Annotated in this window: 20 protein-coding genes and 2 pseudogenes; 13 read left to right on the forward strand and 9 right to left on the reverse strand. The window is 61.1% G+C overall.

The genetic code is table 11. The features are described 5' to 3' along the window. The 3 genes and pseudogenes from HP499_RS05980 to HP499_RS05990 all read right to left on the reverse strand — a co-directional run. Positions 1-331: pseudogene (locus HP499_RS05980) on the reverse strand (HNH endonuclease); the annotation flags it as partial. 249 nt (positions 332-580) lie between these two features. Then, positions 581-2,053: an exodeoxyribonuclease VII large subunit gene (locus HP499_RS05985; protein ID WP_172322979.1), complete on the reverse strand. Its 1,473-nt coding sequence runs from the start codon at positions 2,051-2,053 to the stop codon at positions 581-583. Positions 2,054-2,320: 267 nt separating this feature from the next. Further along, on the reverse strand, positions 2,321-3,409 hold the full coding sequence (locus HP499_RS05990; RefSeq protein WP_172322980.1) for a YhcG family protein: 1,089 nt from the start codon (positions 3,407-3,409) through the stop codon (positions 2,321-2,323). A gap of 60 nt (positions 3,410-3,469) precedes the next feature. On the opposite strand from HP499_RS05990, the gene HP499_RS05995 reads away from it, so the two are divergent. Together HP499_RS05995 and HP499_RS06000 are read left to right on the forward strand one after the other, a co-directional pair. After that, positions 3,470-3,961 (forward strand): DNA alkylation repair protein, encoded by a 492-nt coding sequence (locus HP499_RS05995; RefSeq protein WP_172322981.1) that lies wholly within the window; start codon positions 3,470-3,472, stop codon positions 3,959-3,961. Between the two features lie 67 nt (positions 3,962-4,028). Then, entirely contained in the window at positions 4,029-5,543 is a 1,515-nt protein-coding gene (locus HP499_RS06000; RefSeq protein WP_172322982.1) for an FAD-dependent oxidoreductase, read from the forward strand. Here the strand turns inward: HP499_RS06000 and HP499_RS06005 are convergent. Beyond that, positions 5,540-6,532 carry a hypothetical protein gene (locus HP499_RS06005; RefSeq protein WP_172322983.1) on the reverse strand — a complete coding sequence of 331 codons (993 nt, stop codon included), beginning with the start codon at positions 6,530-6,532 and terminating at the stop codon, positions 5,540-5,542. The genes HP499_RS06000 and HP499_RS06005 overlap by 4 nt on opposite strands. Before the next feature lie 135 nt (positions 6,533-6,667). Between HP499_RS06005 and HP499_RS06010 the strand changes: the two genes are divergently transcribed. From HP499_RS06010 to HP499_RS06020, 3 genes are read left to right on the forward strand one after another with little or no spacing between them, the layout of a single operon-like run. After that, positions 6,668-7,156, forward strand: coding sequence for a VTT domain-containing protein (locus HP499_RS06010; protein ID WP_172322984.1), 489 nt, complete (start codon positions 6,668-6,670; stop codon positions 7,154-7,156). Positions 7,157-7,187: 31 nt separating this feature from the next. After that, entirely contained in the window at positions 7,188-7,991 is an 804-nt protein-coding gene (locus HP499_RS06015) for a thioesterase family protein (protein WP_172322985.1), read from the forward strand. After that, a complete protein-coding gene (locus tag HP499_RS06020; RefSeq protein WP_172322986.1) occupies positions 7,991-8,740 on the forward strand; it encodes a lipoate--protein ligase family protein in 750 nt (249 codons plus the stop codon). Before HP499_RS06015 ends, HP499_RS06020 begins: the two co-directional genes overlap by 1 nt. A 47-nt stretch (positions 8,741-8,787) precedes the next feature. Here HP499_RS06020 and HP499_RS06025 read toward each other — a convergent pair whose 3' ends face one another. The 3 genes from HP499_RS06025 to HP499_RS06035 all read right to left on the reverse strand — a co-directional run bounded on the left by HP499_RS06025 (position 8,788) and on the right by HP499_RS06035 (position 10,913). After that, positions 8,788-9,420 carry an MBL fold metallo-hydrolase gene (locus tag HP499_RS06025; RefSeq protein ID WP_172322987.1) on the reverse strand — a complete coding sequence of 211 codons (633 nt, stop codon included), beginning with the start codon at positions 9,418-9,420 and terminating at the stop codon, positions 8,788-8,790. After that, positions 9,417-10,502, reverse strand: coding sequence for an S-(hydroxymethyl)mycothiol dehydrogenase (locus tag HP499_RS06030; RefSeq protein ID WP_026542440.1), 1,086 nt, complete (start codon positions 10,500-10,502; stop codon positions 9,417-9,419). Before HP499_RS06030 ends, HP499_RS06025 begins: the two co-directional genes overlap by 4 nt. A 150-nt stretch (positions 10,503-10,652) precedes the next feature. After that, on the reverse strand, positions 10,653-10,913 hold the full coding sequence (locus HP499_RS06035) for a mycoredoxin (protein WP_172322988.1): 261 nt from the start codon (positions 10,911-10,913) through the stop codon (positions 10,653-10,655). Positions 10,914-11,082: 169 nt separating this feature from the next. On the opposite strand from HP499_RS06035, the gene HP499_RS06040 reads away from it, so the two are divergent. Beyond that, the gene (locus tag HP499_RS06040) at positions 11,083-11,829 is read left to right on the forward strand and encodes an SOS response-associated peptidase (RefSeq protein ID WP_253951431.1); all 747 of its coding nucleotides are present in this window, start codon (positions 11,083-11,085) and stop codon (positions 11,827-11,829) included. 2 nt (positions 11,830-11,831) lie between these two features. Here the strand turns inward: HP499_RS06040 and HP499_RS06045 are convergent, their stop codons facing one another. Both HP499_RS06045 and HP499_RS06050 read right to left on the reverse strand, forming a co-directional pair. After that, positions 11,832-12,221, reverse strand: a complete 390-nt coding sequence (locus HP499_RS06045) for a hypothetical protein (protein ID WP_172322990.1) — start codon at positions 12,219-12,221, stop codon at positions 11,832-11,834. A 46-nt stretch (positions 12,222-12,267) separates the two neighbouring features. Next, complete coding sequence (locus tag HP499_RS06050) at positions 12,268-12,804, reverse strand: TetR/AcrR family transcriptional regulator (RefSeq protein WP_172322991.1); 537 nt, start codon at positions 12,802-12,804, stop codon at positions 12,268-12,270. Positions 12,805-12,856: 52 nt separating this feature from the next. On the opposite strand from HP499_RS06050, the gene HP499_RS06055 reads away from it, so the two are divergent. From HP499_RS06055 to HP499_RS06085, 7 genes and pseudogenes are all read left to right on the forward strand, one after another. Next, the gene (locus tag HP499_RS06055; protein WP_172322992.1) at positions 12,857-13,918 is read left to right on the forward strand and encodes an FAD-dependent monooxygenase; all 1,062 of its coding nucleotides are present in this window, start codon (positions 12,857-12,859) and stop codon (positions 13,916-13,918) included. A 92-nt stretch (positions 13,919-14,010) separates the two neighbouring features. Then, positions 14,011-14,361: a DUF6504 family protein gene (locus HP499_RS06060; RefSeq protein WP_172322993.1), complete on the forward strand. Its 351-nt coding sequence runs from the start codon at positions 14,011-14,013 to the stop codon at positions 14,359-14,361. Positions 14,362-14,365: 4 nt separating this feature from the next. Continuing rightward, positions 14,366-17,866 carry a DNA polymerase III subunit alpha gene (locus tag HP499_RS06065; RefSeq protein WP_172322994.1) on the forward strand — a complete coding sequence of 1,167 codons (3,501 nt, stop codon included), beginning with the start codon at positions 14,366-14,368 and terminating at the stop codon, positions 17,864-17,866. Between the two features lie 131 nt (positions 17,867-17,997). Then, complete coding sequence (thrS, locus tag HP499_RS06070) at positions 17,998-20,007, forward strand: threonine--tRNA ligase (protein ID WP_172322995.1); 2,010 nt, start codon at positions 17,998-18,000, stop codon at positions 20,005-20,007. Between the two features lie 19 nt (positions 20,008-20,026). Continuing rightward, the gene (locus tag HP499_RS06075; RefSeq protein WP_172322996.1) at positions 20,027-20,620 is read left to right on the forward strand and encodes an HIT domain-containing protein; all 594 of its coding nucleotides are present in this window, start codon (positions 20,027-20,029) and stop codon (positions 20,618-20,620) included. Then, on the forward strand, positions 20,610-21,239 hold the full coding sequence (gene pgsA, locus HP499_RS06080; RefSeq protein WP_172322997.1) for a phosphatidylinositol phosphate synthase: 630 nt from the start codon (positions 20,610-20,612) through the stop codon (positions 21,237-21,239). Before HP499_RS06075 ends, pgsA begins: the two co-directional genes overlap by 11 nt. Before the next feature lie 332 nt (positions 21,240-21,571). Continuing rightward, positions 21,572-21,992: pseudogene (locus HP499_RS06085) on the forward strand (pyridoxal 5'-phosphate synthase lyase subunit PdxS); the annotation flags it as partial.

A 21,992-nucleotide genomic window follows, 5' to 3' on the forward strand; every position in this document is an offset into this window, starting at 1 on the left:
TCTCCGTGACCAACGCTTTGGCAAGGCCCAACAACCGTGAGCCGCGGTTCGGTGATTCCCGCCTGGCCAACGCCAGCTGCGCACCGACACCCTTGCCACGTTCGGCCGCCGGCACTCCGGCCTCGGCTTGCTCGGCGCGTTGGGCCAGGTCAAAGGCCACGGCAATCTGGGCCTGCAAACCGGAAATAGCCGACTTCATTTCCTCCAGCACCCGCAACTGAGCAATCAGGTCACCGCTGATGGTCCCGGGCTGAGCCACCCCACGGGACAAGGAACCGGCAGGCACAGCTGACGCCGCTGCCTGTGCTTGCCTTGCCCCGATCTGCTTCATGACCCAACTCTCGCAGGAGGCACTGACATTATTAGACCGGCCGTCAGAGATTGAGCTCGCACCATTCCCGGCTGACCTGGGCACGTCATTGCGCCCGTTTGAGCCGATCCTTGGGAAACGGCAAGAGGCGGCGCAGCAGACAACGCCGCCGTCTTCGCTTGCCTTTCCCGGATCTGCTCCATATGCACACTCTTCCAGGTGGTACTGACATTCTTAGCCCACGTATTAGCTGATGGGCTCTGCGGCCCATCAGTCCCTCGGCAAATGATGCCGTAGCTTGCGGAGTGTACGAACAGTCTTTACGTCCATGACTCGGATCTCCCATTCACGGGCAGATGCCGGTGGTCGCTTCAGAGGTTTATTGTGCTTTTGATCGATCCGCTTTAGAGAGGTGTATTGCAGAGAAAGGGCAATGGCCGAAATTCCCACTACAGCAATTGACAGCCAGAGACCAATTCCGCTATCAGATTCACCTGTCATCCAGGAGGCGACGAGCTCTGAGTTGAGCAAGAGGGTGATTGCCGTCGCCAACGTCGCCAAGGTCAGTAGCCATGTGTATCCACGGACCCGCCGTGTGGCCAGTTCCAGAAGATCATGCCCATGTTTGCGGGCGGAAGAAATATGCGATGCCTGGCTTTCCCCGAGTGCGTAGTTTGATGCATGGAGGTCCGCATCACACTGTTGAAGGGCAGCATTTGCTGATGCGAGCTCAGCCTGGGATTGAGCCAAGGAGAACTTGACGGATGACAGCTCCCTATCGAGCCTCGCAACCTTCTTTTGTTCTGCTCCAAGCCGTTCTTTGAAGGACATACCGTACTTTTGCGCAGATGCCGAGGGGCCGCTGGATTGGGTAGTAATTGCAACGGCAGCGGCTGTTGGAGTCGTGAAGGACGCCATTGCTGCCCTATCTGCGATGGATACATCCTGACGGTGCCCGATACCGGTGATGACAGGCACAGGCGATTCCAGAATCGCACGCGCCAAGCCTTCGTCCTGGAATCCCCGCATTGACCGCCAGTGCCCACCGCCCCGCGTAATGACAACGAGATCATGACCGTCCCGGCGTGCTTCATCGCAATAACTTCGAAGTGTTTCGGCAGCTGTTTCGCGGGCCCAACTCATATGCCGGTAGGTGATTTCCGGCTTGAACCGACTCTGTGAAATTGTCAGATGATGTTTGAAGTCCTCAACGCCCTGGGATTTTTCCGGTGAGATGACGGTGACCTTGCGTATTCGTTCTACTTTGAGACCGTCCTTGGCATCCTCATAAATCGAGTCATCGTCGACAAGCAGTCTTGAGTGGTTCGGGAAGTCTGCAGTGAGACTCTTCAACGTTTGATGGTCCTTGAAGAGCAGCGCCCCCCTCAAACGGAAGTCCGGCTTAATACCGGTAACTTTCAAGTAGATGTCCCCGCTGGCCGGCCACATTCGAAGCTGCCCTGAAACTTCCAGCTCCATGCCATCGATCATGGCTTCCTCGAAGCTTGCTCCAGCCTCGCCGAGCGCCCTTCGAATCGAGGTGAGTTCGTTGTCCCAGATCCTGGCGGGGAGAACGAAGGTCCGATCGCGGCTGACCGTAACCAAGTCAAAGGTCCATCCCGAATTATTGGCTCCGGCGTTCCGGCATTCGGCCACGACGGTGAGCACGAACGCCTTCAGGGGAGCTCGAAGTTCCTCATAGACTTCCTCAACAGTTCTGACTGATGCCAGCCGATTTTCCATATTCCTAACGCTTCCACGCGTTTTCAAGAAAGCTCCTTCCCCCGCATCGAGGCTGCGAGTATTCAAATACCAGTGATGACTAGCTTCCTTATGTGACGGTATGAACCCTTGTGCCCTTGTTTTGTCTTTACACGAATGGAAGTCATCGACATCTTCGGGAGATTCGCCGTGGGTCAGTTCGAACGCTCAAAATGTACCTGATAGAAGAGTTCTAAAATGTCTACCGGTAGAGGGAAATGACGCACAAGACCTACACCCGGCGGGTGCCTACCCCTGCAACCGCGCAGCTTCACTGGCCAACTCGGCCTCCAACGTCTCGATGCTCGGCAGACTCGCCACCAGCTCATCCGGCAAGGAGTCAGCAAGGGAAGTTTTCCACTCCGCAATGCCCACGGGAGCGTTGAACCCACGCAGTGCGTACTCTGCCACCACGCTGTTCTTCTCCTTGCACAACAGCAGGCCGATGGTGGGTTTGTCGTCTGGATGCGCCATGAGGTCATCCACCGCCGCCATGTACATCCCAAGTTGCCCCAGGAATCCGGGCTCGAACTTCACGGCTTTCAATTCAATGACCATGTAGCAACGCAACTTCAGGTGATAGAAGAGCAGGTCAGCGAAGAACTCGTCGCCGGCAATCTCCAACCGGACCTGCTCGCCCACGAAGGCAAACCCCTGGCCCAGCTCCAACAGGAATTTCTCCACGTGTTTCACCAACTGCAGCTCCAGGTCCCGTTCGGTATGCCGATCACTCATGGACAGAAAGTCAAAGACGTAGGGGTCCTTGGTTGCCTGCTGCGCGAGGTCTGAATCGGCAGGAACCATGGTGGAGGCAAAGTTGGTGATGGCCTGGCCTGATCGCTCGTGCAGGCGCGTGGAGATCTGGTGCGTCAGCACGTTGCGGGACCATCCGTGTTGGGCAGCTGCCGCGGCGTACCAAAGGCGCGTGGCGGCGTCGTCGAGCTTTTCCAGCAGCGCGATCTGGTGGTACCAGGGCAATGTTGCAAGCGGCGCTTGCAACTTTGGGAAGTCCGGCCAGGCCTGCGCGAAGCTCTTCATGTACCTCAAGTTCCTGGGGGAGAAGCCTTTGGCTTCCGGGAACCGGGTACGGATGTCGGCAGACAAACGGGTGACCACCTTGGCGCCCCAGCCTTGCTCGGATTCGCGTTCGGCGAGCTGCCGGCCAATGCTCCAGTACGAATTCAATAACTCACCGTTGGCCGCTGCCATCGCCCGGGTCCTGCCGGCCCGGACCTCCTGGGCAACAGTTTTCAGCAGCGTGGGGTACCAGTCGGGCATGGACGAAGCAGCCGGGACACCCGGAAATGATGCCTCGGTGGCGAGCTCTTGGGACGTCATGGTGCTCCTGTCGATTGCTGTTGTGATCACGTTAGGCCGAGGCACTGACAAAATAGGCGGGTGAGTGAAGCCGGTGAATTCGTGGACTACACCCTGCAAATGGAGTCCACGTGGGAGAAAGCTGATGAGGTCAGTGAACGTCTGGGTGGTGCGCTGAAGGTCTATGGCGCATCCGTGGGTGCCGTGCGGGGAACCGTGAGGGACACGCTCAAGCGGTACAAGAACCTGGACCATGACGACATCACTGCCTTGAGTTCGGAACTCTGGGCCGAACCTGTGTTTGAACGGCGCCTCGCAGCAGTGGTTCTGCTGCAGACCAGGGTCAGTCTCCTGGTCAACACCGACCTCACGCGCATAGAAGGTTTCATCAGGAGGGCAGGGACGCGCGAACTGGTGGATCCCCTGGCCGTAGACGTCGTCAAACCGTTGGTGGCGCGGTTGGAGGGACTCGCGAAGGAACGCGCCGGACGCGTACTGGAACGGTGGGCCGCAGACCCGGATCCCGAACTACGGCGGGCAGCGGCTCTGGCAACAGACCACGGCAGCCCTTGATATGCACCAGCTACCCGCCTAGCGTTTCACTCACCACATGCCAGTGAATTGAGAGGCAGGCTAATCGATGAAATCGCTGTGGTTGGACCGGGAATCCCGCTTCATGTCCGACTCAATCCCCGAGGAAAAGCACTTTGACACCATAGTGGTGGGCGCCGGGCTCACAGGAATGGTGACCGCCCTCCTGTTGTCCAGATCAGGGCAACGCGTGGCCGTTTTCGAAGCCCGAACACTAGGTGCGGTGACCACCGGCAACACCACAGCCAAGCTGAGTCTCCTCCAAGGTGGAGCGCTGTCGGCCTTGCGCAGCCAGTACTCCCTGAAGGTAGTGCAGGCTTACGTGGAAGCCAACAAGACCGGGCAGGCCTGGCTGACACAGTACATGGAGCAGCAGGGTATCCCGTTTCAGCGCCGGACGGCGGTTACGTTCGCAACCACGGACGACGGCGGCCAACGGCTCCGGAAGGAGGCTGCGGTTTCGCGGGACGCAGGTCTGGACGTCCACTTCAGCAGGGACCCCGGGCTGCCGTTCCCGGTGGTGGAGGCGCTGGAACTGGAGGACCAGGCCCAGATTCATCCCATGGAGGTGTTGGAAACCCTCGCCAGGGACATCCGCGAACATGGCGGCCTCATTGTTGAGGATATGCAGGTGCACAACGTGGGATCGGAGCAGCCCATGGAGGTCTCCACGCACAAGGGAACGTTCACCGCGGACACAGTGGTCCTGGCTACGGGCATCCCCATCCTGGACCGCGGCCTGTACTTCGCCAAGCTCGAGCCCAACCGGTCCTATGCGGCCGCCCTGAAGGTGCCCGGGGACATTCCGAAGGGAATGTACCTGTCCATCGATTCGCCCACCCGTTCCCAGCGCACGCAACCTACTCCCGAGGGGGAGCTGCTCCTGGTAGGCGGTTATGGCCACACCGGCGGCAGGGCGAAGTCGCCTAAAGCACACCTGGACGACTTGCTCGGGTGGGCAACACAGCACTACCCGGGGGCGGAAGTCACTCACACTTGGTCAGCGCAGGACTACCAAGCCACCAACTTGATGCCGTTCTTCGGCAAGCTTCCCCGCGGCCATGGACGGATCTTCTTCGGAACGGGTTACAACAAATGGGGGATGAGCAACGGGGTGGCAGCCGCACTGTCCATTACGTCGGACATCCTCGGTGGCCAGTCCGATTGGGCGAGCGTCATCCATCACCGGGTAACCTCGCCCCAAGGCGCTCTCCAGGCCGTCCGGCTCAATGCGGGCACCACCAAACGGATGGTGGAGGACAGGGCAAAAATCAAGGCCAATCCTGAGATCACCGATCAGACCCGTCCCGCCGAAGGAACAGGTGTGGTGGGCTTGTACAAGGGCGAGCCTGCGGCTGTGTCCACTGTGGATGGCAACGTCTGCATGGTTTCGGCCAGCTGTTCGCACCTGGGCGGCATCGTGAGCTGGAACGACGCCGAGAAATCATGGGACTGCCCCCTCCACGGTTCGCGATTCACCCCGGAGGGCAAGTACCTCGAAGGCCCGGCAACTCGCAATTTGCAAGAGTCTCCGATCACGTCGACGGGAAAGAAGAAGGACTAGCTCAGCCGATCGACGCGCCGCCGGGCTTGGTCCGCGGCGCGTCGTTGCTGTGTTGCGGTCCTGACGGCTCGTTTCTTCTCCGATTCCGCGGATTCCGCATCACGGGTGATTCCAATGAGTTCAGCTTCAAGGGCGGCCAGACGCTTCTTGGCGTCTTCAATCCCGGATTTGAGGTCCGTTCGGCGCCCGGCCAGTTCGTTGACGGTTTCCCATGCGTCGGAAGCTGCCGATTCTGCCTCCTTGGCTGCTTGATCGGCGGCCTCGAACTCTTTGCGGGCCTCATCCAGCGCTGCCTGTTGCTTGGCGGCACGCCGCTCGGCCAGGGATGTCGCTTCGTCCTTGGCGGATTTCCGGTTGGGTTCCTTCTCCTTGGACGGCACGTCGTGGGAAGGCGGAGCGCTCTTGGAACGTGCTGCTGTTTCCTTCCCGGCTGCGCGCTTCGCCGGGCTTCTTTCAGCTGAGACCTTCACATCCTCGTCATCCGGCCCTGCTGCAGCGATGGCACCTGTCAGGTCCACAGCCTCGAAGCCACTGCCACTAAGGCCCCGGACCAGCCGGCCTGTTGTCACCGCGGCGCCGGCCCCGGCGTCGGCCATTGCCGCCCTGAAGGTCTGCTCAACATCGGCCGCTGCGGCAGCGCTGAGTGGAGCGCCCAATTCGGCAGCGAGATCCTTGGCCGAATGGACAGCTGTTGTCAGCTGGCTTTGCCGTTGCTGTCCGAGTTCGCGGAACGCTTCGGCATCGCCCTCCTCTTGGGCGGTTCTCAGCGAAACGCCAAAGCGTACGACGCCGTCAATCACCTCGGGCTGGTGAATGGCCAGCATGTTGATGGCCCAGGCGCCTGCAGCCGGTTTGGGAAGGCCTCCGATCGCCTTGGCCAGATCCTTGTTGCCGGCATCCTTCGCCTGACGGGCCAGCGCCGTTCTCTCAGCCGTGAAATCCCGAGGTGTCACGGCATAAAGCTCCTGGGCGGCATCGCGGAGGTCCATGCACTCATCCTAGGGTCAGCAATGGCTCATCCCGGTTCAGCAATGATTCGGGTGCATGTGCTCGTGCCGTCGATTGAGCCGCATGGCCTGGGGCCGAATCTTCAACCACACGATGCTTAGGGTAGCCTAAGTCAAGTGGATCAGATCATGAGTTTGCCATTCGGCGTCGCCCTCGCGGCGCTCTTTGCGATTGTCATGATCCGCGTCAACGTTACCTACTGGATAGGGCGGGGAGCTGTTGCCGGACTCGCCCACACTCGTTTCGGCGCTTCTTTGGAGCGGCCCAAAGCAGCCCGCGCCCAGGCCCTGATCCAGCGTTGGGGCCCGTACGCCGTCGTACTTTCCTTCCTGACCATCGGCCTCCAAACGGCCATCAACCTCGCAGCCGGCGCTGCCCGCATGCCACTGCGACGGTATGTGCCGGCCGCCGTAGCGGGTTCTGTCATCTGGGCGTTCCTCTACGCCACCATTGGTCTTGCTGCTTTGGAGGCGTGGTTGGCTGTTGCAGCAGCGTCACCTGTTGGTGCGGCGGTGGGGGTCGTTGCCCTGGCGGTGGTCGTCGTCTGGGTTGTGGTGGTCCGTCGACGTCGGGCGAGGGCCAAATCAGCGGATACAGTGGTCTGAGTTCTACAGCTGGATCGGCGAAAGGCCTGGGTTGACTACTGCATTACCGGAACTGGCGGACGGCGATTTTTACTACGAAACACTGGGCGAGGGCCGTTACCGGTCCACCATTCACGCCCAAGGTGCCTGGAATCCCCATGAACAACACATGGCTCCGGCCTCGGGCATCATCGCCGATGCCCTGGTCCGTCACGAGCCACGGGACGATGTCCGCCTGGCACGGATCAGCTATGAAATCCTCGGGCTGATTCCCGGCGGCGAGTTCAAGGTCACCACCTCGACGTTGAGGCCGGGCCGGACCATCGAACTGATCCAGGCCGAGCTCTCCGCGGGAGGCCGTGTGGCCATTCGGGCCACCGCCTGGCGCATGGTCACCAGCGACACCAGCGCTGTAGCCGCAGTGGAAGACCAGCCGATGCCGGCCCCGGATGAATGCAAGCCGTGGGATGGCGCCAGCGTATGGCCCGGAGGGTACATCCGGTCCCTTGAGATGCGCATTGCCGAGGGACACCGGCCCGGATCAGGCAAAGTGTGGATCCGTACGTCCCATCCGCTGACAGACCACAACGACAGAACCGACCTTGCCCGCCTCATGGGCCTGGTGGATACCGCGAATGGCATAGCGGCCCGGGTTCCACCGGGCGAAAACAGCTACATTTTTCCCAACGTCGATCTTCAGATCCACATGTACCGGGCTCCGTCGGGTGAATGGCTGGGGCTTGATAACAAGGTTTCTTTCGGCTCCGACGGGATTGGCCTGACGTCCACCGTGCTCCACGATGTTGACGGACCCTTCGGCCGGGCAGAGCAGATCCTGACGTTGAGGAAGAGCTGATGGCCGGCTCGGAAACAGGGGGCCGTAAGCTCACGGTTTATCGGCAGGCCGAGTCGATGGGCGCAGCGGAAGACCTCGACTTCGCCTTGGAACTTCTTCAGCGTGCCCGCAGTGGCAAGCTTGGCCCTTCGCTCCGCCTGTACCGTCCGCTGCCGACCGTTGCTTTCGGGCAGCGGGACGCAAACCTGCCTGGTTTTCAGGCCGCGGAGGAGGCGTGCCGGGAACTGGGTTTCGAGCCATTGATACGAAAGGCCGGTGGCCGCGCGGCGGCTTACCACCAGGGGACGCTGGTGATAGATCACCTTGAGCCGCACCCCGATGCGATCGTTCGCGCCAAAGCCCGTTTTTCGGAGTTCGGTGAATTACTGGCCGGTGCGCTTCGCAGCGTTGGCGTTCACGCCGCCGTCGGGGAAATTCCCGGGGAGTACTGTCCGGGGGAGTTCAGTGTCCACGGTGAAGACCCTGATTTTCCCTCCCACCGCATCAAACTTATTGGTACTGCCCAGCGCGTTGTGTCCGGCGGTTGGCTTTTCAGCTCGGTCATTGTGGTGGAAGATTCCAAGCCCATCCGTGAGGTTCTCAAGGCCAGTTACGCCGCCTTGGGCCTTGAATGGGACCCGGCCACCGCCGGCGCCGCCAATGACCTTCTGCCGCACCTGGATGTCACTACCGTTGAAGATGCCGTAATCGAGGCTTACCGCGGATACGCGGAAGTCGTCGACGGCGACTTCCGGAGCCTGGTGGGATAAGGGCGGGAACCCTTGCCCTCCAGGCCCCGGAAGTTGCTTCGCTTGGCTCAGTGACCCCGGGCGATCCATTCATCCAGATGCGGCTTTTCTGCCCCGATGGTGGTGGAGTCCCCATGGCCGGTGTGGACCACTGTCTCTTCCGGCAAGGTCAGGAGCTTGGTCCGGATGGATTCGATGATGGTGGGGAAGTCGCTGTATGAGCGTCCCGTAGCGCCCGGGCCGCCCTGGAAAAGGGTATCTCCGCTGAAGAGCGTCCCTTCGCCGGGCAGGTGGAAGGACACTGATCCCGGAGAGTGCCCGGGAGTGTGGATCGCCTTCAGGGATGCGCCGGCCACGAGGAACTCGTCGCCGTCCTTGATCGTGGCGTCCGGATCAGTTTCGGGGAACACCGCACTCCAGAGCATCCAGTCATCCCGGTGGAGATGAATGGGAGCTTTGGCGAGCTCCGCGTATTGACCGGCCGAGCGGATATGGTCGTCATGGCCGTGTGTCAACAAAATGCCTTTGACCGTGCGGCCGCCCACGGCCTGGTGAATTGCCTCGGGGTTGTGGGCGGGGTCGATGACGAGGCATTCGGAGTTGTCCCCGATGATCCAGACGTTGTTGTCCACATCCCAGGTTCCGCCGTCGAGCGAGAACGTTCCTGAGGTAACGACATGATCGATGGTCAGGGCGCTCACAGCTCAACCACCGATCGCAGGACGGCGCCGTGGTGCATCTTGTCGAAGGCCTCTTCCACTTGGTCGATGGTGATGCGCTCGGTCACGAACGCGTCCAGGTCCAGCTTGCCCTGCTTGTAGAGGTCCACCAGCATGGGGAAGTCCCTGGAGGGGAGGCAGTCGCCGTACCAGGATGACTTGAGCGATCCGCCGCGGCCAAAGACGTCCAGCAGCGGCAGTTCCAGGGTCATTTCCGGGGTGGGGACGCCTACCAGGACTACTGTCCCTGCGAGGTCGCGGGCGTAGAAGGCCTGCTTGTAGGTTTCCGGACGTCCGACGGCGTCAATCACCACGTCAGCGCCGAAACCTCCCGTGAGGGCCCGGATTTCCTCGATGGGGTCGCCCTTGGAGGAATCCACGGTGTGGGTTGCGCCGAGGTCCTTGGCGCGCTCGAGCTTTTTGGCGTCGATGTCCACGGCGATGATGGTGGTGGCGCCTGCGAGCGCGGCGCCTGCGATGGCTGCTACGCCTACGCCGCCGCAGCCAATAACGGCAACCGAGTCGCCCCGCTTGACGCCACCGGTGTTGAGCGCTGCGCCCAAACCTGCCATGACGCCGCAGCCGAGCAGCCCGACGGCGGCGGCATCGGCGTCGGGGTCTACTTTGGTGCATTGCCCGGCGGCAACGAGGGTCTTTTCGATGAAGGCGCCGATGCCGAGGGCGGGGGAGAGTTCCGTGCCGTCTTCGAGGGTCATCTTCTGGGTGGCGTTGTGGGTGTTGAAGCAGTACTGGGCTTGGCCGCGGTTGCAGGCACGGCAATTGCCGCACACTGCACGCCAGTTCAGGACCACGCGGTCCCCGGGGGCTACGTCGGTGACGTCGGGGCCTACTGCACTGACGACTCCGGTGGCTTCGTGGCCGAGCAGGAACGGGAAGTCGTCGCTGATGCCACCGAGTTTGTAGTGGAGGTCGGTGTGGCAGACGCCGCTGGTGAGGATGTCCACCAGGGCTTCGCCGGGACCGGGCTCGGGAACCAGGATGGTTTCGAGGGTTGCGGGTGCGCCTTTGGAGCGGACGACGACACCTTTGACTGCGTGGACCATGGAGTTGTTCCCTTCGGGGCTCGCGGAGAGCAGGCCCCGTTAAAAGCAGCAGGGCCCGCTGCGGATTCCCAATCTGTCTATCACAGGTGGCAGACAGTGTGTGGATTGTTCCGTGCGGGCCCTGGTGCGGTGACGCTTGGAGCCGGTGGGTTAGACAGTGACCAGGCGCTTTTCAACTTCCGCGGCTGAAGGGTTGGTGGCAGCGGTTCCGTCGGGGAAGAGGACGGTGGGGACGGTGCGGTTGCCGCCGTTGAGCTGCTCGACGAGTTCGGCCGTGCCATCTACTTCTTCGATGTTGATCTCGGTGTAGCCGATGCCCTTTGCGTCCAGCTGCTTCTTCAGTCGGTTGCAGTAGCCGCACCAGGTGGTTGAGAACATGGTGATGGTGCCGGAGTCGGGGGTGAAGTCCACAGAGCTCTCCTGAGTATTTGGTCGTTTGCACGGGATGGTTCGTTGTTATCAACGGTAACGCGTGGCCGAATAATTCCCTTTCGGGGGAGAAGCCGGGTTACGTCACATCCTGCGCTGGTGCGTTCTGCCGGGAGAAGGCAGACTGTTGCACATGTGTGGACGTTATGTGATGGCCCGTGCGGTGGGGGACCTGCTTGCCGATTTCGACGCCGAACTTGAAAACGAGATTGCCCTTGAGAAGTCCTGGAATGTGGCACCCACCGATGCTGTTCCGATTGTCCTGGAGCGGTTGGTGGACGAAGACCTGAAGAGGCAGCTCCATGTTGCCAAATGGGGGCTGGTGCCATCGTGGGCCAAGGACCCCAAAGCCGGTGCGCGGCTGATCAATGCCCGCAGTGAAACGCTCCTGGAGAAGCCTTCCTTCAAGAAAGCCGCTGTTGCCCGGCGGTGCGCTGTTCCGGCCGATGGCTATTACGAGTGGAAAAAGGGCGAGGGTAAGAACAAGCAGCCCTACTACGTCCATCCGGGTGATGGCCAGGGCCTGGTTTTCGCCGGGTTGTATGAATGGTGGCGGGACCAGTCGGCGGCGGATGACGATCCAGGGCGCTGGTTGCTGTCCATGTCCATCCTGACGGCGGACACTCCAACTGCTGAGTCTGCCCGGACCAGGCGCAGTGCGTCGGTGTTTGACGAGCTCACTGCCCTCCACGACCGCGTTCCGCTGCCCATGGACAAAGAGACCATGGAGGCTTGGCTTAATCCGCGAGAGAAGGACGCTGCGGGGCTGGTGGAGATGGTCCGGTCACGGGCGCACGACGCTGCCGCCGGGTGGACGCTGGATCCTGTGGGCAGTGCCGTAGGAAACGTCCGCAACAACTCACCGGAACTTATTGAGCCGGTGGAAGGACTCTTCTGAGCTTAGAGAGCTTCGTTCACCGGTACGCCGGATTGGAATTCCCGGCCGTCGGCTTCGCTGAAGCCCGTCATGACGTGGCCTTTGCTCAGCCCGTGGATGGCCGACATGGGGAAGTTCCCGGTGATGACGTTTCCGGAGTGCTCCACGCCCTTGATGTCGTAGTTTTCCTCGGCGCTTAGGGAGTGGTTGAAGGAGTAGAACGAGATTGCCTCGCCGTTCATGAATTCGATGCCCAGCCTTCGTTGGGAGGAGTAATCCTCACTGGCAGCAACGAGGCCCACGACGTAAGCGCCGGAGCCTGGTATGTTCCCATCGATTTCGAACCGTGCCACCAGGTTCTCGTCCGATGCGGTGATGTTGACCTGCTTCAGGAGTGCGTCATTGGTACTCATGGCACAATCCTGCTCTGTGGACCCGCTGCCGTCCACCCCTTGACTTTCATCCTTCCAACAGGCGGCGGATGTTCTTCTCTATGGAAGCCCTGTCCATGACCTGGCCTTGGCGGGCGGTCAGCAGATGCAAGGCAAGGCCATCACCATAGTCGGCTACCGACTCTGCCCGGGCCCTGGCATCGGGTACGTTGAGGTGCCCCAGAATCCGGACCAGCCCGGAAATCATTCGTTCGTGGCCGGCGGCGACCACACCGGGCTGGTCCAGGGCAAAGGTGAACCTGGCCCGGGTCAGGTCCGCGTTTTCCAGCGTCAGTCCCATGAGCGCGCCGGTGAGTTGTTCAGCCAAAGCTGCTACCGACGTCGGCGTTTCCCGCCCACCTTGTTGGAGAAGGAGGGTGTCCAGTTCTTCAACGCGGTCGACGGCGGCACTGACCAGGGCGGCGCGGCTGCGGAAATAGTTTGAGGTAGTTCCGACGGCCACGCCGGCTTGGGCGTCGACAGCCCGATGGGTGAGGCCCTTGAGGCCCTTGTCCGCCACGACCGCGAGGGCGGCGTCGGCAAGTTCTGTTCGTCGGTCCGGCATGGCGAAAGTCTAGCTTCAACTCCTATCGCTACTACAAATGTAGTAGTACAGTGTGGCCATGGAAAAAGTGGACATCATTGGTGGCGGTATTGCCGGCCTGGCGCTCGCAGGACGGCTCGATCCCGGCCGATTCGCCGTCACGGTCTACGAGCAGCGCCCCGAACTGCCAACGGTGGGAACAACCTTGGCCATGTGGGGGGAAGCCCAGCAAGCACTGTCTGAGCTGGGAATGCTGGGGGCCGCGCGGAGCCGGGGAGCCACCATCAAAACCGGGGCGCTCCGCAGCCCCACGGGAGAACCCATGCTCTCCATGGAGGGGGAAGGGCTCATGGGGATTTCCCGCCCTGAACTGCTTGCACTGCTCGATTCCGCCGTGCCGGAAACTGTCCGCAGGATAATCGGCCGAGTAGACAAACTCCCCGCTGGGGCAGGACTGACCGTGGGGGCCGACGGAGTTAACAGCGTTGTGCGGCGTGACTACTGGGGAAAGCGAAGTGCGGCCCGGCCCACGCCGTTCCTCGCAGTCCGCGGAGTCATTCCAGGGACTCCCTCCACGGCGGACATAGGGGAGTACTGGGGCCGCGGTGAAATCTTTGGACTTGCACCTGCCGGAACAGGAACCAACTGGTACGCCTCCTTCCGCTCAGGCGCCGGCATGGACAAAGTGGACGTCGCAACGGCCCTTGAAATGACACGACGCCGGTATGCCCACTACTCACCAGCAGTGCTTAAGGTCTTGTCCCTTGCATCGCCGGAGAACTCACTGGCCCAACAGATATGGACCACCCCGCCCATGGGGCGCTATGTACGGGGAAACGTTGTATTGCTCGGGGACGCGGCGCATGCCATGACGCCCAACCTGGGCAGGGGTGCTTGCGAAGCATTGATAGATGCCCTGACCTTGGGGAAGCTCCTCAACGAAATGTCCCTTGAGGCGGCGCTCGCCGCCTACGGCAGGAAGCGTATGTTGCGCACCCAGCAGCTTCGCCTGGCCTCATCCCTCATGGGAAGCATCGCCCTCGCCCAGGGAATGCAACCCTGGCGCGATGCCCTCCTGAAGCAAGTGGGAAAGCAGGTGGCGAGGTCCAGGAGGAAGGCTGAAACTTCGAAGTAGGTTTTGTCCTGGCCCCGGCGTAAACTGGATCTATTCGAACATATCTTCGAATAAACTTATCGTCGGGAACCAGTGCAAATGAGGTGAGGAAAATGGGGCTGTTCAGCGAATCCGTGGAAGTAGGCTGCACGGAAACCGGCCAGCCACACACCGTCCAGTGGAAAGGGACGCAGTACACAGTCTCCAGCGAACCCGACCGGTGGTACGAGCGACGCCAATGGTGGCTGGAAGAAAACCGTGCACCGCTGGGAACCGGAGCAGGACTGGTGGACCACGAAATATGGCGCGTCCAACTCCAACCCCCGCAAACAGATGCCCCAGCCCCCGCTGCCGGCCCCATCACCCTTGACCTGGTGCGCCATGTCAACAGCGGCAGATGGCGGCTCCTTCGGATCCATGCCGCTGCGCCGGCACGCGCCGTAGAGCCAGACGAAGCAGCGTGAACCCTTGAGCTTTACCCACCTGCACGTCTCTACTGCCTTCAGCGCACACTACGGTGTCTCCTGGCCCGATGAACTCGCCCAAGCAGCCGCAGCAGACGGCGCCACCGCACTGGCCTGCACGGACCGCGACGGCCTGTACGGCACCATCAAACACCTCAAAGCCTGCATGGACGCCGGCATCGATCCCATCGTCGGAGTAGACCTGGCAGTCTTCGACGACGACGGCGACCACCGCACCCAAGTCGCGGGCCGCGTCGTCGTACTCGCCCATGGCAACAACAACGGTGCCGGATACCGTGCACTCTGCCGGCTCATCTCCGACGCCCACGCACGCACCTCAGGCAAGGCAGGGGGAGTGATACCGGTAGCAGTCACCCGCGGTGAACTGGCATCAAGGACATTGGATCCCCAAACCCTCAAACCCGTGCTGACAGTCCTGATCGGACCCGACTCAGATGTAGGACAAGCCATGGGAGGCCGGAAGTACCTCCGGCCAAGAACACTCTTCAAACAATGGATCGACGCCATGCCTCCCGGCACGGTGGTCGCAGAAGTCGTCACGCACCTCAGCGCCCCCGGAGTTCCACTCAGCACCGCCCACGCCGTGCGGATGCTCAAACTGGCCCTCGAATACAACATCCCAGCAGTCCTCACCAACGCCGTGCGCTATTGCGCCCAGGACGGCGCCGCTACCGCAGACGTCCTGGACTCCGCACGCACCCTCAAATCACTCCCGGAACTTTCAGCAGCCCCCATGCTCCAACCAACAGGACAAGGTTGGCTCAAAAATGCCCATCACATGATCCAACTCGGCAAAGAAATCATGACCGCGGCAGGGCAAGGAAAAGCAGACCTCCACAAACTCCTCGCCAACACCGAAGCGCTCGCCGACAAATGCCGCATCGACCCCGTCCTGGACATGGGATGGAAGAAACCTGTGGTTCCAGAAGCATCCATTATCGGCATCGAGAACGACCCCATGGTGGAACTGACACAGCGGTGCGATGCCGGGATCACCAAACGATTCCCGGGCATCACGGGAGAAGCAGAAAAGCAGGTGCGCTCGCGGTTGGAGCATGAGCTCGGCATCATCGCGCGGCTTGGCTTTGCTTCCTACTTCCTCACCGTTGCCGAGGTATCAAGAATGATCCTTGAAATGGGCGTCAGGGTTGCCGCAAGGGGATCCGGTGCATCCAGCTTGGTGAACTACCTGATTGATATCAGCCAAGTGGACCCGATCCGCCACGATCTCATTTTTGAACGCTTCCTGTCCGGCCGCCGGTCAACCCTCCCAGACATCGATATCGACGTCGAAAGCGCCGAAAGACACAACGTCTACCGAAAGATCTTCGATCGCTTTGGTGCTGAGCGGGTCACCCTGATGAGCATGCAAAACGGGTACAGGGCCAGGGGAGCTGTTAGGGACGCAGGCCTCGCACTGGGAATGGATGACGGCGAAGTCGGCGAAATTGCCAAGCAGCTGTGGAGGTTCTCAGCGCGCAAATTCCGTGAGGCGCTGGTTGAGAAACCGGAACTGCGCTCCTTTGCAGAACGGGTGGAGCAAGGAGGCCTGGGCGAAAACCAGCAACTCGATCTCCTGGTGGACCTTACCGAAAGGTTGGACCGACTTCCCCGGCATATCTCCATGCATCCATGTGGTGTGATTTTGGGAGATGCGACCCTCTTGGACCGCACCCCTGTCCAGCCCAGCGGGTTGGGTCTGCCCATGAGCCAGTTCGACAAGCACGACATGGATCCCATGGGAATGCTCAAGCTCGATGTCCTGGGCGTCCGCATGCAAAGTGCCATGGCTTTTGCTGTCCGGGAAGTCATTCGCCTCCATCCCTCCAAAGCTGAAGTAGTAGCTGCCGGACGGCATCCTGTGGAACCGGGAGGGACAGGTCCGGACTTTATCGCCGAGGACGGCAGGATCGATCTCAATTCAGTCCCCTTTGACGACGAACCCACTTTCGAGCTGATACGCAGCACCCACACACTGGGTTGTTTCCAGATTGAGTCCCCGGGGCAGCGGGAGCTCATTGGAAAGATGGCGCCCCGGGAATTCAACGACCTCATTATCGATATCTCACTCTTCAGGCCCGGGCCCATGAAATCTGACATGGTTCGGCCCTTCCTTGAACACAGGCATGGGTTCGCTCCCGAACAGTATCCCCACCCTGACCTCAAACCTGCTTTGCAGGAAACGCATGGAGTGACCGTCTTCCATGAACAAATCCTCAAGACCTTCCATGTCATGACCGGATGCGGCTTGGACAGGGCTGACGAGTTCCGCCGCGCATTGGGCAATGAAGTCCTTGAGCCAGGAGTGGAGAGTTACTTTCGACGGGAAGCCATCAAGAATTACTCACCCGAGGTGGTGGACGCAGTGTGGGGAACGTTGAAAGCCTTTGGCAGTTTTGGCTTCTGCAAGGCCCATGGAGCAGCCTTTGCCGTACCCACCTATCAATCTGCATGGCTGAAAGCCCACCATCCGGAAGCCTTCCTGGCGGGACTATGGGAACACGACCCCGGGATGTACCCCAAGCGCCTCCTGGTGGCCGAAGCGCGCCGGCTCGGCATCCCCATCCTGCCGTTGGACATCAACCGCAGCCAAGCGGAATACCGGGTGGAAAAAATCCAGGACGGTCCGCAGCAGGGCAAACTGGGCATCCGCCTGAGTCTCACAGGAATCTATGGGCTTTCGGGGGCTGAACTGAAGAGGATCGTGGCAGGCCAACCCTATGATTCCCTGGCGGACTTACGTGCCCGGGCAAGGGTGAGCAAGCCCAACATCAAAAGGCTCGCCCAGCTTGGGGCTTTTGATGTCCTCCATAAGGATTCCGGTGGCAAGGCCAACCGGGCTGACCTGGTGCACCACCTCCAGGCCCTACAAAGCAGTCCCACCAAGAAAACGTCCGACGTCATTGAAGGGCAACTGTCCTTTGCATTGGGTGATATTGAGCTGCGGAACCTGGCGCCGGAACTTCCGGAGCCCTCCATGGTGGATAACGTCCGGGCAGAGCTTGACTTGATGGCGGTGGATGTCAGCGGGCACCTCATGGACAGCCATCGCCCTCTGCTGGACAAGCTCGGCGTTACCACGGCAGATAAGCTCCTTGGACTTCGCAACGGGACAGAGGTGCTGGTAGCGGGAGTGAGGGTTGCAACCCAAACCCCGCCCATGCGCGGTGGCAGGCGGGTGGTCTTCATCAGTATCGATGACGGTACTGGTTGCGTGGACTCCGTCTTTTTCCATGAAGCCCAGGAAGAATCCGGACCCCTGCTGTTTGGCACCCGTCTGCTGCTGATCCGGGGAACCACCAGACGGACAGGTCCCAAGGGCATCAGCCTCAGCGCCACCAAAGCCTGGGACTTGAGCCGGCCAGAAAGGTTGCCCTTTGCCGAACTCCTTCCTTCCGGCGGTGCTCCGCCGGATGAATACACCCACAGAGGTGCACTGCACGGCATCTCCAGGAACCTCGCCATCACTGGTCTGGGCAGCTGAACAGAGAGCTGCTGAGGGCTTCGGCGCGCTGCTTTGGCCGCCCCCGTGGAAGCAGATACGATTGACGGTGGCTGGCTGTGGTCCCCGTACGCCACAAGCTATGAAGCCTTAACCATGAATAGGAGACACCCGTGTCAGATGCCCAACAGATCACCCTCATCGTCGATGGCGAAGAGACCAAGGTGACGGAAGGGACTACCGGCGCGGAACTCTTCTTCGAGCGCCGCGACGTCGTTGTAGCCCGAGTCAACGGAGTGCTGACGGACCTTGACCAGGTCCTCGCCGAGGGCGCCAACATCGAAGGCGTCACCATTGAATCGCCCGACGGCCTCAATGTCCTTCGCCACTCCACCGCCCACGTCATGGCCCAGGCTGTGCAGCAGCTGCGCCCCGACGCCAAGCTTGGCATTGGCCCTTACATCACGGACGGCTTCTACTTCGACTTCGACGTCGCTGAGCCCTTCACCCCGGAAGACCTCCGCACCCTGGAAAAGATGATGCAGAAAATCATCAACCAGAACCAGAAGTTCGTCCGCCGTGTGGTTACTGAAGAAGAAGCCCGCGAAGCAATGTCCAACGAGCCCTACAAACTGGAGCTGTTGGGCAAGAAGAACGACTCAACCGACGCCGCTGAAGGCGTCAACGTTGAGGTCGGCGCCGGCGACATCACTATCTACGACAATGTGGATCGCAAGAGCGGCGAAAGCATCTGGTGCGACCTTTGCCGCGGTCCCCACCTGCAGAACACCAAAATCATCTCCAACGCCTTCGCATTGACGCGTTCTTCCGCTGCCTACTGGCTGGGCAACCAGAACAACCAGCAGCTCCAGCGCATCTACGGAACCGCCTGGCCCACCAAGGAAGCACTCAAGGCCTACCAGGAGCGGATTGCCGAAGCTGAGCGCCGCGACCACCGCAAGCTTGGCGTGGAGCTTGACCTCTTCTCCTTCCCTGACGAGCTCGGCTCGGGCCTTCCGGTCTTCCACCCCAAGGGCGGCATCATCCGCAAGGCCATGGAGGACTACTCCCGTCAGCGCCATGTGGATGCCGGCTACGAGTTCGTCTACACCCCGCACATCACCAAGGGCCACCTCTACGAGGTTTCCGGACACCTTGACTGGTACAAGGACGGTATGTTCCCCGCGATGCAGGTGGACGCCGAATTCAACGAAGACGGCAGCGTGCGCAAGCCGGCCCAGGACTACTACCTGAAGCCGATGAACTGCCCCATGCACAACCTGATTTTCCGCTCACGCGGCCGGTCCTACCGCGAGCTTCCGCTGCGCCTGTTCGAATTCGGATCGGTGTACCGCTACGAAAAGTCCGGCGTTGTCCACGGCCTGACCCGCGTCCGTGGCATGACACAGGACGACGCCCACATCTACTGCACCCGCGAGCAGATGAAGGACGAGCTCACCACCACGTTGAACTTTGTCCTGGGCCTCCTCAAGGACTACGGCCTGGACGACTTCTACCTGGAGCTCTCCACCAAGAACGAAGAAAAGTTCGTTGGTGACGACGCTGCCTGGGAGGAAGCTACCCGCACGTTGTCCGAGGTTGCCGCTGCCTCCGGCCTGGAACTGGTGCCGGATCCGGGTGGAGCTGCCTTCTACGGCCCTAAGATCTCGGTGCAGGCCAAGGACGCCCTCGGCAGGACCTGGCAGATGTCCACCATCCAGCTGGACTTCAACTTGCCGGAGCGCTTCGAGCTCGAGTACCAGGCTGCGGATGGAACCCGGCAACGTCCTGTCATGATTCACCGGGCACTCTTCGGATCCGTGGAACGCTTCATGGGCGTTCTCACGGAGCACTACGCAGGTGCGTTCCCCGCATGGCTCGCTCCCGTCCAGGTTGTGGGTATCCCGGTGGCCGAGACCTTCAACGACTACATGTTCGACGTCGTTGGGCAGCTTAAGGCGGCAGGCATCCGGGCCGAAGTGGACATCTCCTCAGACCGGTTCCCCAAGAAGATCCGCACGGCAAGCAAGGACAAGATTCCCTTCGTCCTGATTGCAGGCGGTGAGGACGCCGAGGCCGGTGCGGTCTCGTTCCGCTTCCGCGACGGCAGCCAGGACAACGGCGTGCCGGTGGCAGAGGCGGTCCGCAGGATTGTGGACGCCGTCAAGAACCGCGAGAGCTGACGGAACGGACACAGAGACGGTGCAGGAGAACACAGGAGCGGCGGCCGGGATTCCGGGCGACGCCGAGGTAACCGATGACTTCGGATTGGCGGGCGTGCCGGACGCGTTTCAGCGCCTGTGGACTCCGCACCGCATGGCCTACATCAAGGGCGGGCAGGATCAGTTCAAGAACAAGGACGACTGCCCGTTCTGTGTAGGGCCCACACGCTCGGACGAGGAATCCCTGATCGTGTACCGGGGAAGGACCTGCTATGTGGTCTTGAACCTTTTCCCGTACAACCCGGGGCACTTGCTGATATGCCCCTACCGCCATGTCCCCGACTACACGGACATCACGGTGGAGGAGACGGCAGAGTTCGCCGACCTCACCCAAACCGCCATGAGGGTACTGCGGAAAGTGTCCAACCCCAGTGGCTTCAACCTTGGGATGAACCAAGGCGTCACCGGTGGCGCGGGAATCGCAGCACATCTCCACCAGCACGTGGTTCCGCGCTGGGGTGGGGACGGCAACTTCTTCCCCATCATCGCCCAGACCAAGGCCATCACGCAGACATTGGACGAAGTCCGCAAGCTCGTGGCCGAAGCCTGGCCGGGGGAGTCGAATGCTCAATAGGCATGCGCGCGGCTTCTTCACATCACTTTTCACACCACTTGCGCGTTGGCTCCTCAAGATCGGCGTGTCCCCTGACGCGGTGACCATGGCGGGCACGGCCGGCGTGATTCTGGGCGGCCTTGTACTGTACCCGCTGGGGCACCTCTGGTGGGGTTCCGTGGTGGTGGCTTTCTTCGCCTTCTCCGACGTTGTTGATGGCATCATGGCACGGCTTCAAGGCAGGAGCGGAGGCTGGGGCAATTTCCTGGATTCCACCCTGGACCGATTGGCCGACGGAGCGATCTTTGCGGGCATTACCATCTGGTTCTTCACCCACGGTGAGGATCCGGCGATCGGAACTGCCGCCGTCGTCTGCCTTGTCCTGGGCATGGTTGTCTCCTATGCTAGGGCAAAAGCTGAATCACTGGGCTATCAGGCCAGTGTGGGCATCGCGGAACGGGCTGAGCGTTTGGCATCCGTACTGCTCATTACGGGCCTGACCGGTTTGGGCCTCCCGCCCGTGGTGCTGTTCGGGACACTGGTCCTGCTGGCATTGGCGAGCGTCGTGACCATCATCCAGCGGATGTCCGCAGTGCACCGGCAGGCCCTGGCCGAGACTGACGAAGCTGCTGCCGGCTAGCGACTAACCTCCCACCCGTTCGCAGGGAACTGGCAAACGGCCAAACCCGTCCCTTGGCTGTTGTGCACCTGTCCTACCACAGCCCCGTTTGTTGCCCGTCAAGAGGGTAATGAATGTACTGCCACCATGGAACGTGCGACTACTATTACTAGTACTTGGTCACCTTGACCTGAAATCCGGTGTGCGCTGATTGCGGTCGTGTGGCTGCGCGTGCCTCCGGCAAAAAGGTCGTTTATCTACCCATAGGGGTTTTTGTGTCTACACCAGATGTAAGCAACGAAGCCGGTTCGTCCGCGAACAGCGTCACGGGCAGCAGCCGCGTAAAGCGGGGCATGGCGGAGATGCTCAAGGGCGGCGTCATCATGGACGTCGTTAACGTCGAGCAAGCCCGCATCGCCGAGGACGCCGGTGCCGTGGCTGTCATGGCGCTCGAGCGCGTTCCGGCCGATATCCGTGCCCAGGGCGGCGTGTCACGCATGTCCGATCCCGACATGATCGATGCGATCATCGCTGCCGTGTCCATCCCGGTGATGGCCAAGGCCCGGATCGGCCACTTCGTCGAAGCCCAGGTCCTGCAGTCCCTCGGTGTTGACTACATCGACGAGTCCGAGGTCCTGACCCCGGCTGACTACATCAACCACATCGACAAGTGGAACTTCACCGTTCCCTTCGTCTGTGGTGCCACCAACCTGGGTGAGGCCCTGCGCCGCATCAACGAGGGTGCGGCGATGATCCGTTCGAAGGGCGAAGCCG

The sequence above is a fragment of the Paenarthrobacter sp. CM16 genome (assembly GCF_013179505.1).
GTDB lineage: Bacteria > Actinomycetota > Actinomycetes > Actinomycetales > Micrococcaceae > Arthrobacter.

Coding starts and splice junctions, on each gene's coding strand:
- HP499_RS05985 (WP_172322979.1), bottom strand. CDS start 2,053: ATGGAAAATCGGCTGGCATCAGTCAGAACTGTTGAGGAAGTCTATGAG.
- HP499_RS05990 (WP_172322980.1), bottom strand. CDS start 3,409: ATGACGTCCCAAGAGCTCGCCACCGAGGCATCATTTCCGGGTGTCCCG.
- HP499_RS06000 (WP_172322982.1), top strand. CDS start 4,029: ATGAAATCGCTGTGGTTGGACCGGGAATCCCGCTTCATGTCCGACTCA.
- HP499_RS06005 (WP_172322983.1), bottom strand. CDS start 6,532: ATGGACCTCCGCGATGCCGCCCAGGAGCTTTATGCCGTGACACCTCGG.
- HP499_RS06020 (WP_172322986.1), top strand. CDS start 7,991: ATGGCCGGCTCGGAAACAGGGGGCCGTAAGCTCACGGTTTATCGGCAG.
- HP499_RS06030 (WP_026542440.1), bottom strand. CDS start 10,502: ATGGTCCACGCAGTCAAAGGTGTCGTCGTCCGCTCCAAAGGCGCACCC.
- HP499_RS06040 (WP_253951431.1), top strand. CDS start 11,083: ATGGCCCGTGCGGTGGGGGACCTGCTTGCCGATTTCGACGCCGAACTT.
- HP499_RS06045 (WP_172322990.1), bottom strand. CDS start 12,221: ATGAGTACCAATGACGCACTCCTGAAGCAGGTCAACATCACCGCATCG.
- HP499_RS06050 (WP_172322991.1), bottom strand. CDS start 12,804: ATGCCGGACCGACGAACAGAACTTGCCGACGCCGCCCTCGCGGTCGTG.
- HP499_RS06060 (WP_172322993.1), top strand. CDS start 14,011: ATGGGGCTGTTCAGCGAATCCGTGGAAGTAGGCTGCACGGAAACCGGC.
- pgsA (WP_172322997.1), top strand. CDS start 20,610: ATGCTCAATAGGCATGCGCGCGGCTTCTTCACATCACTTTTCACACCA.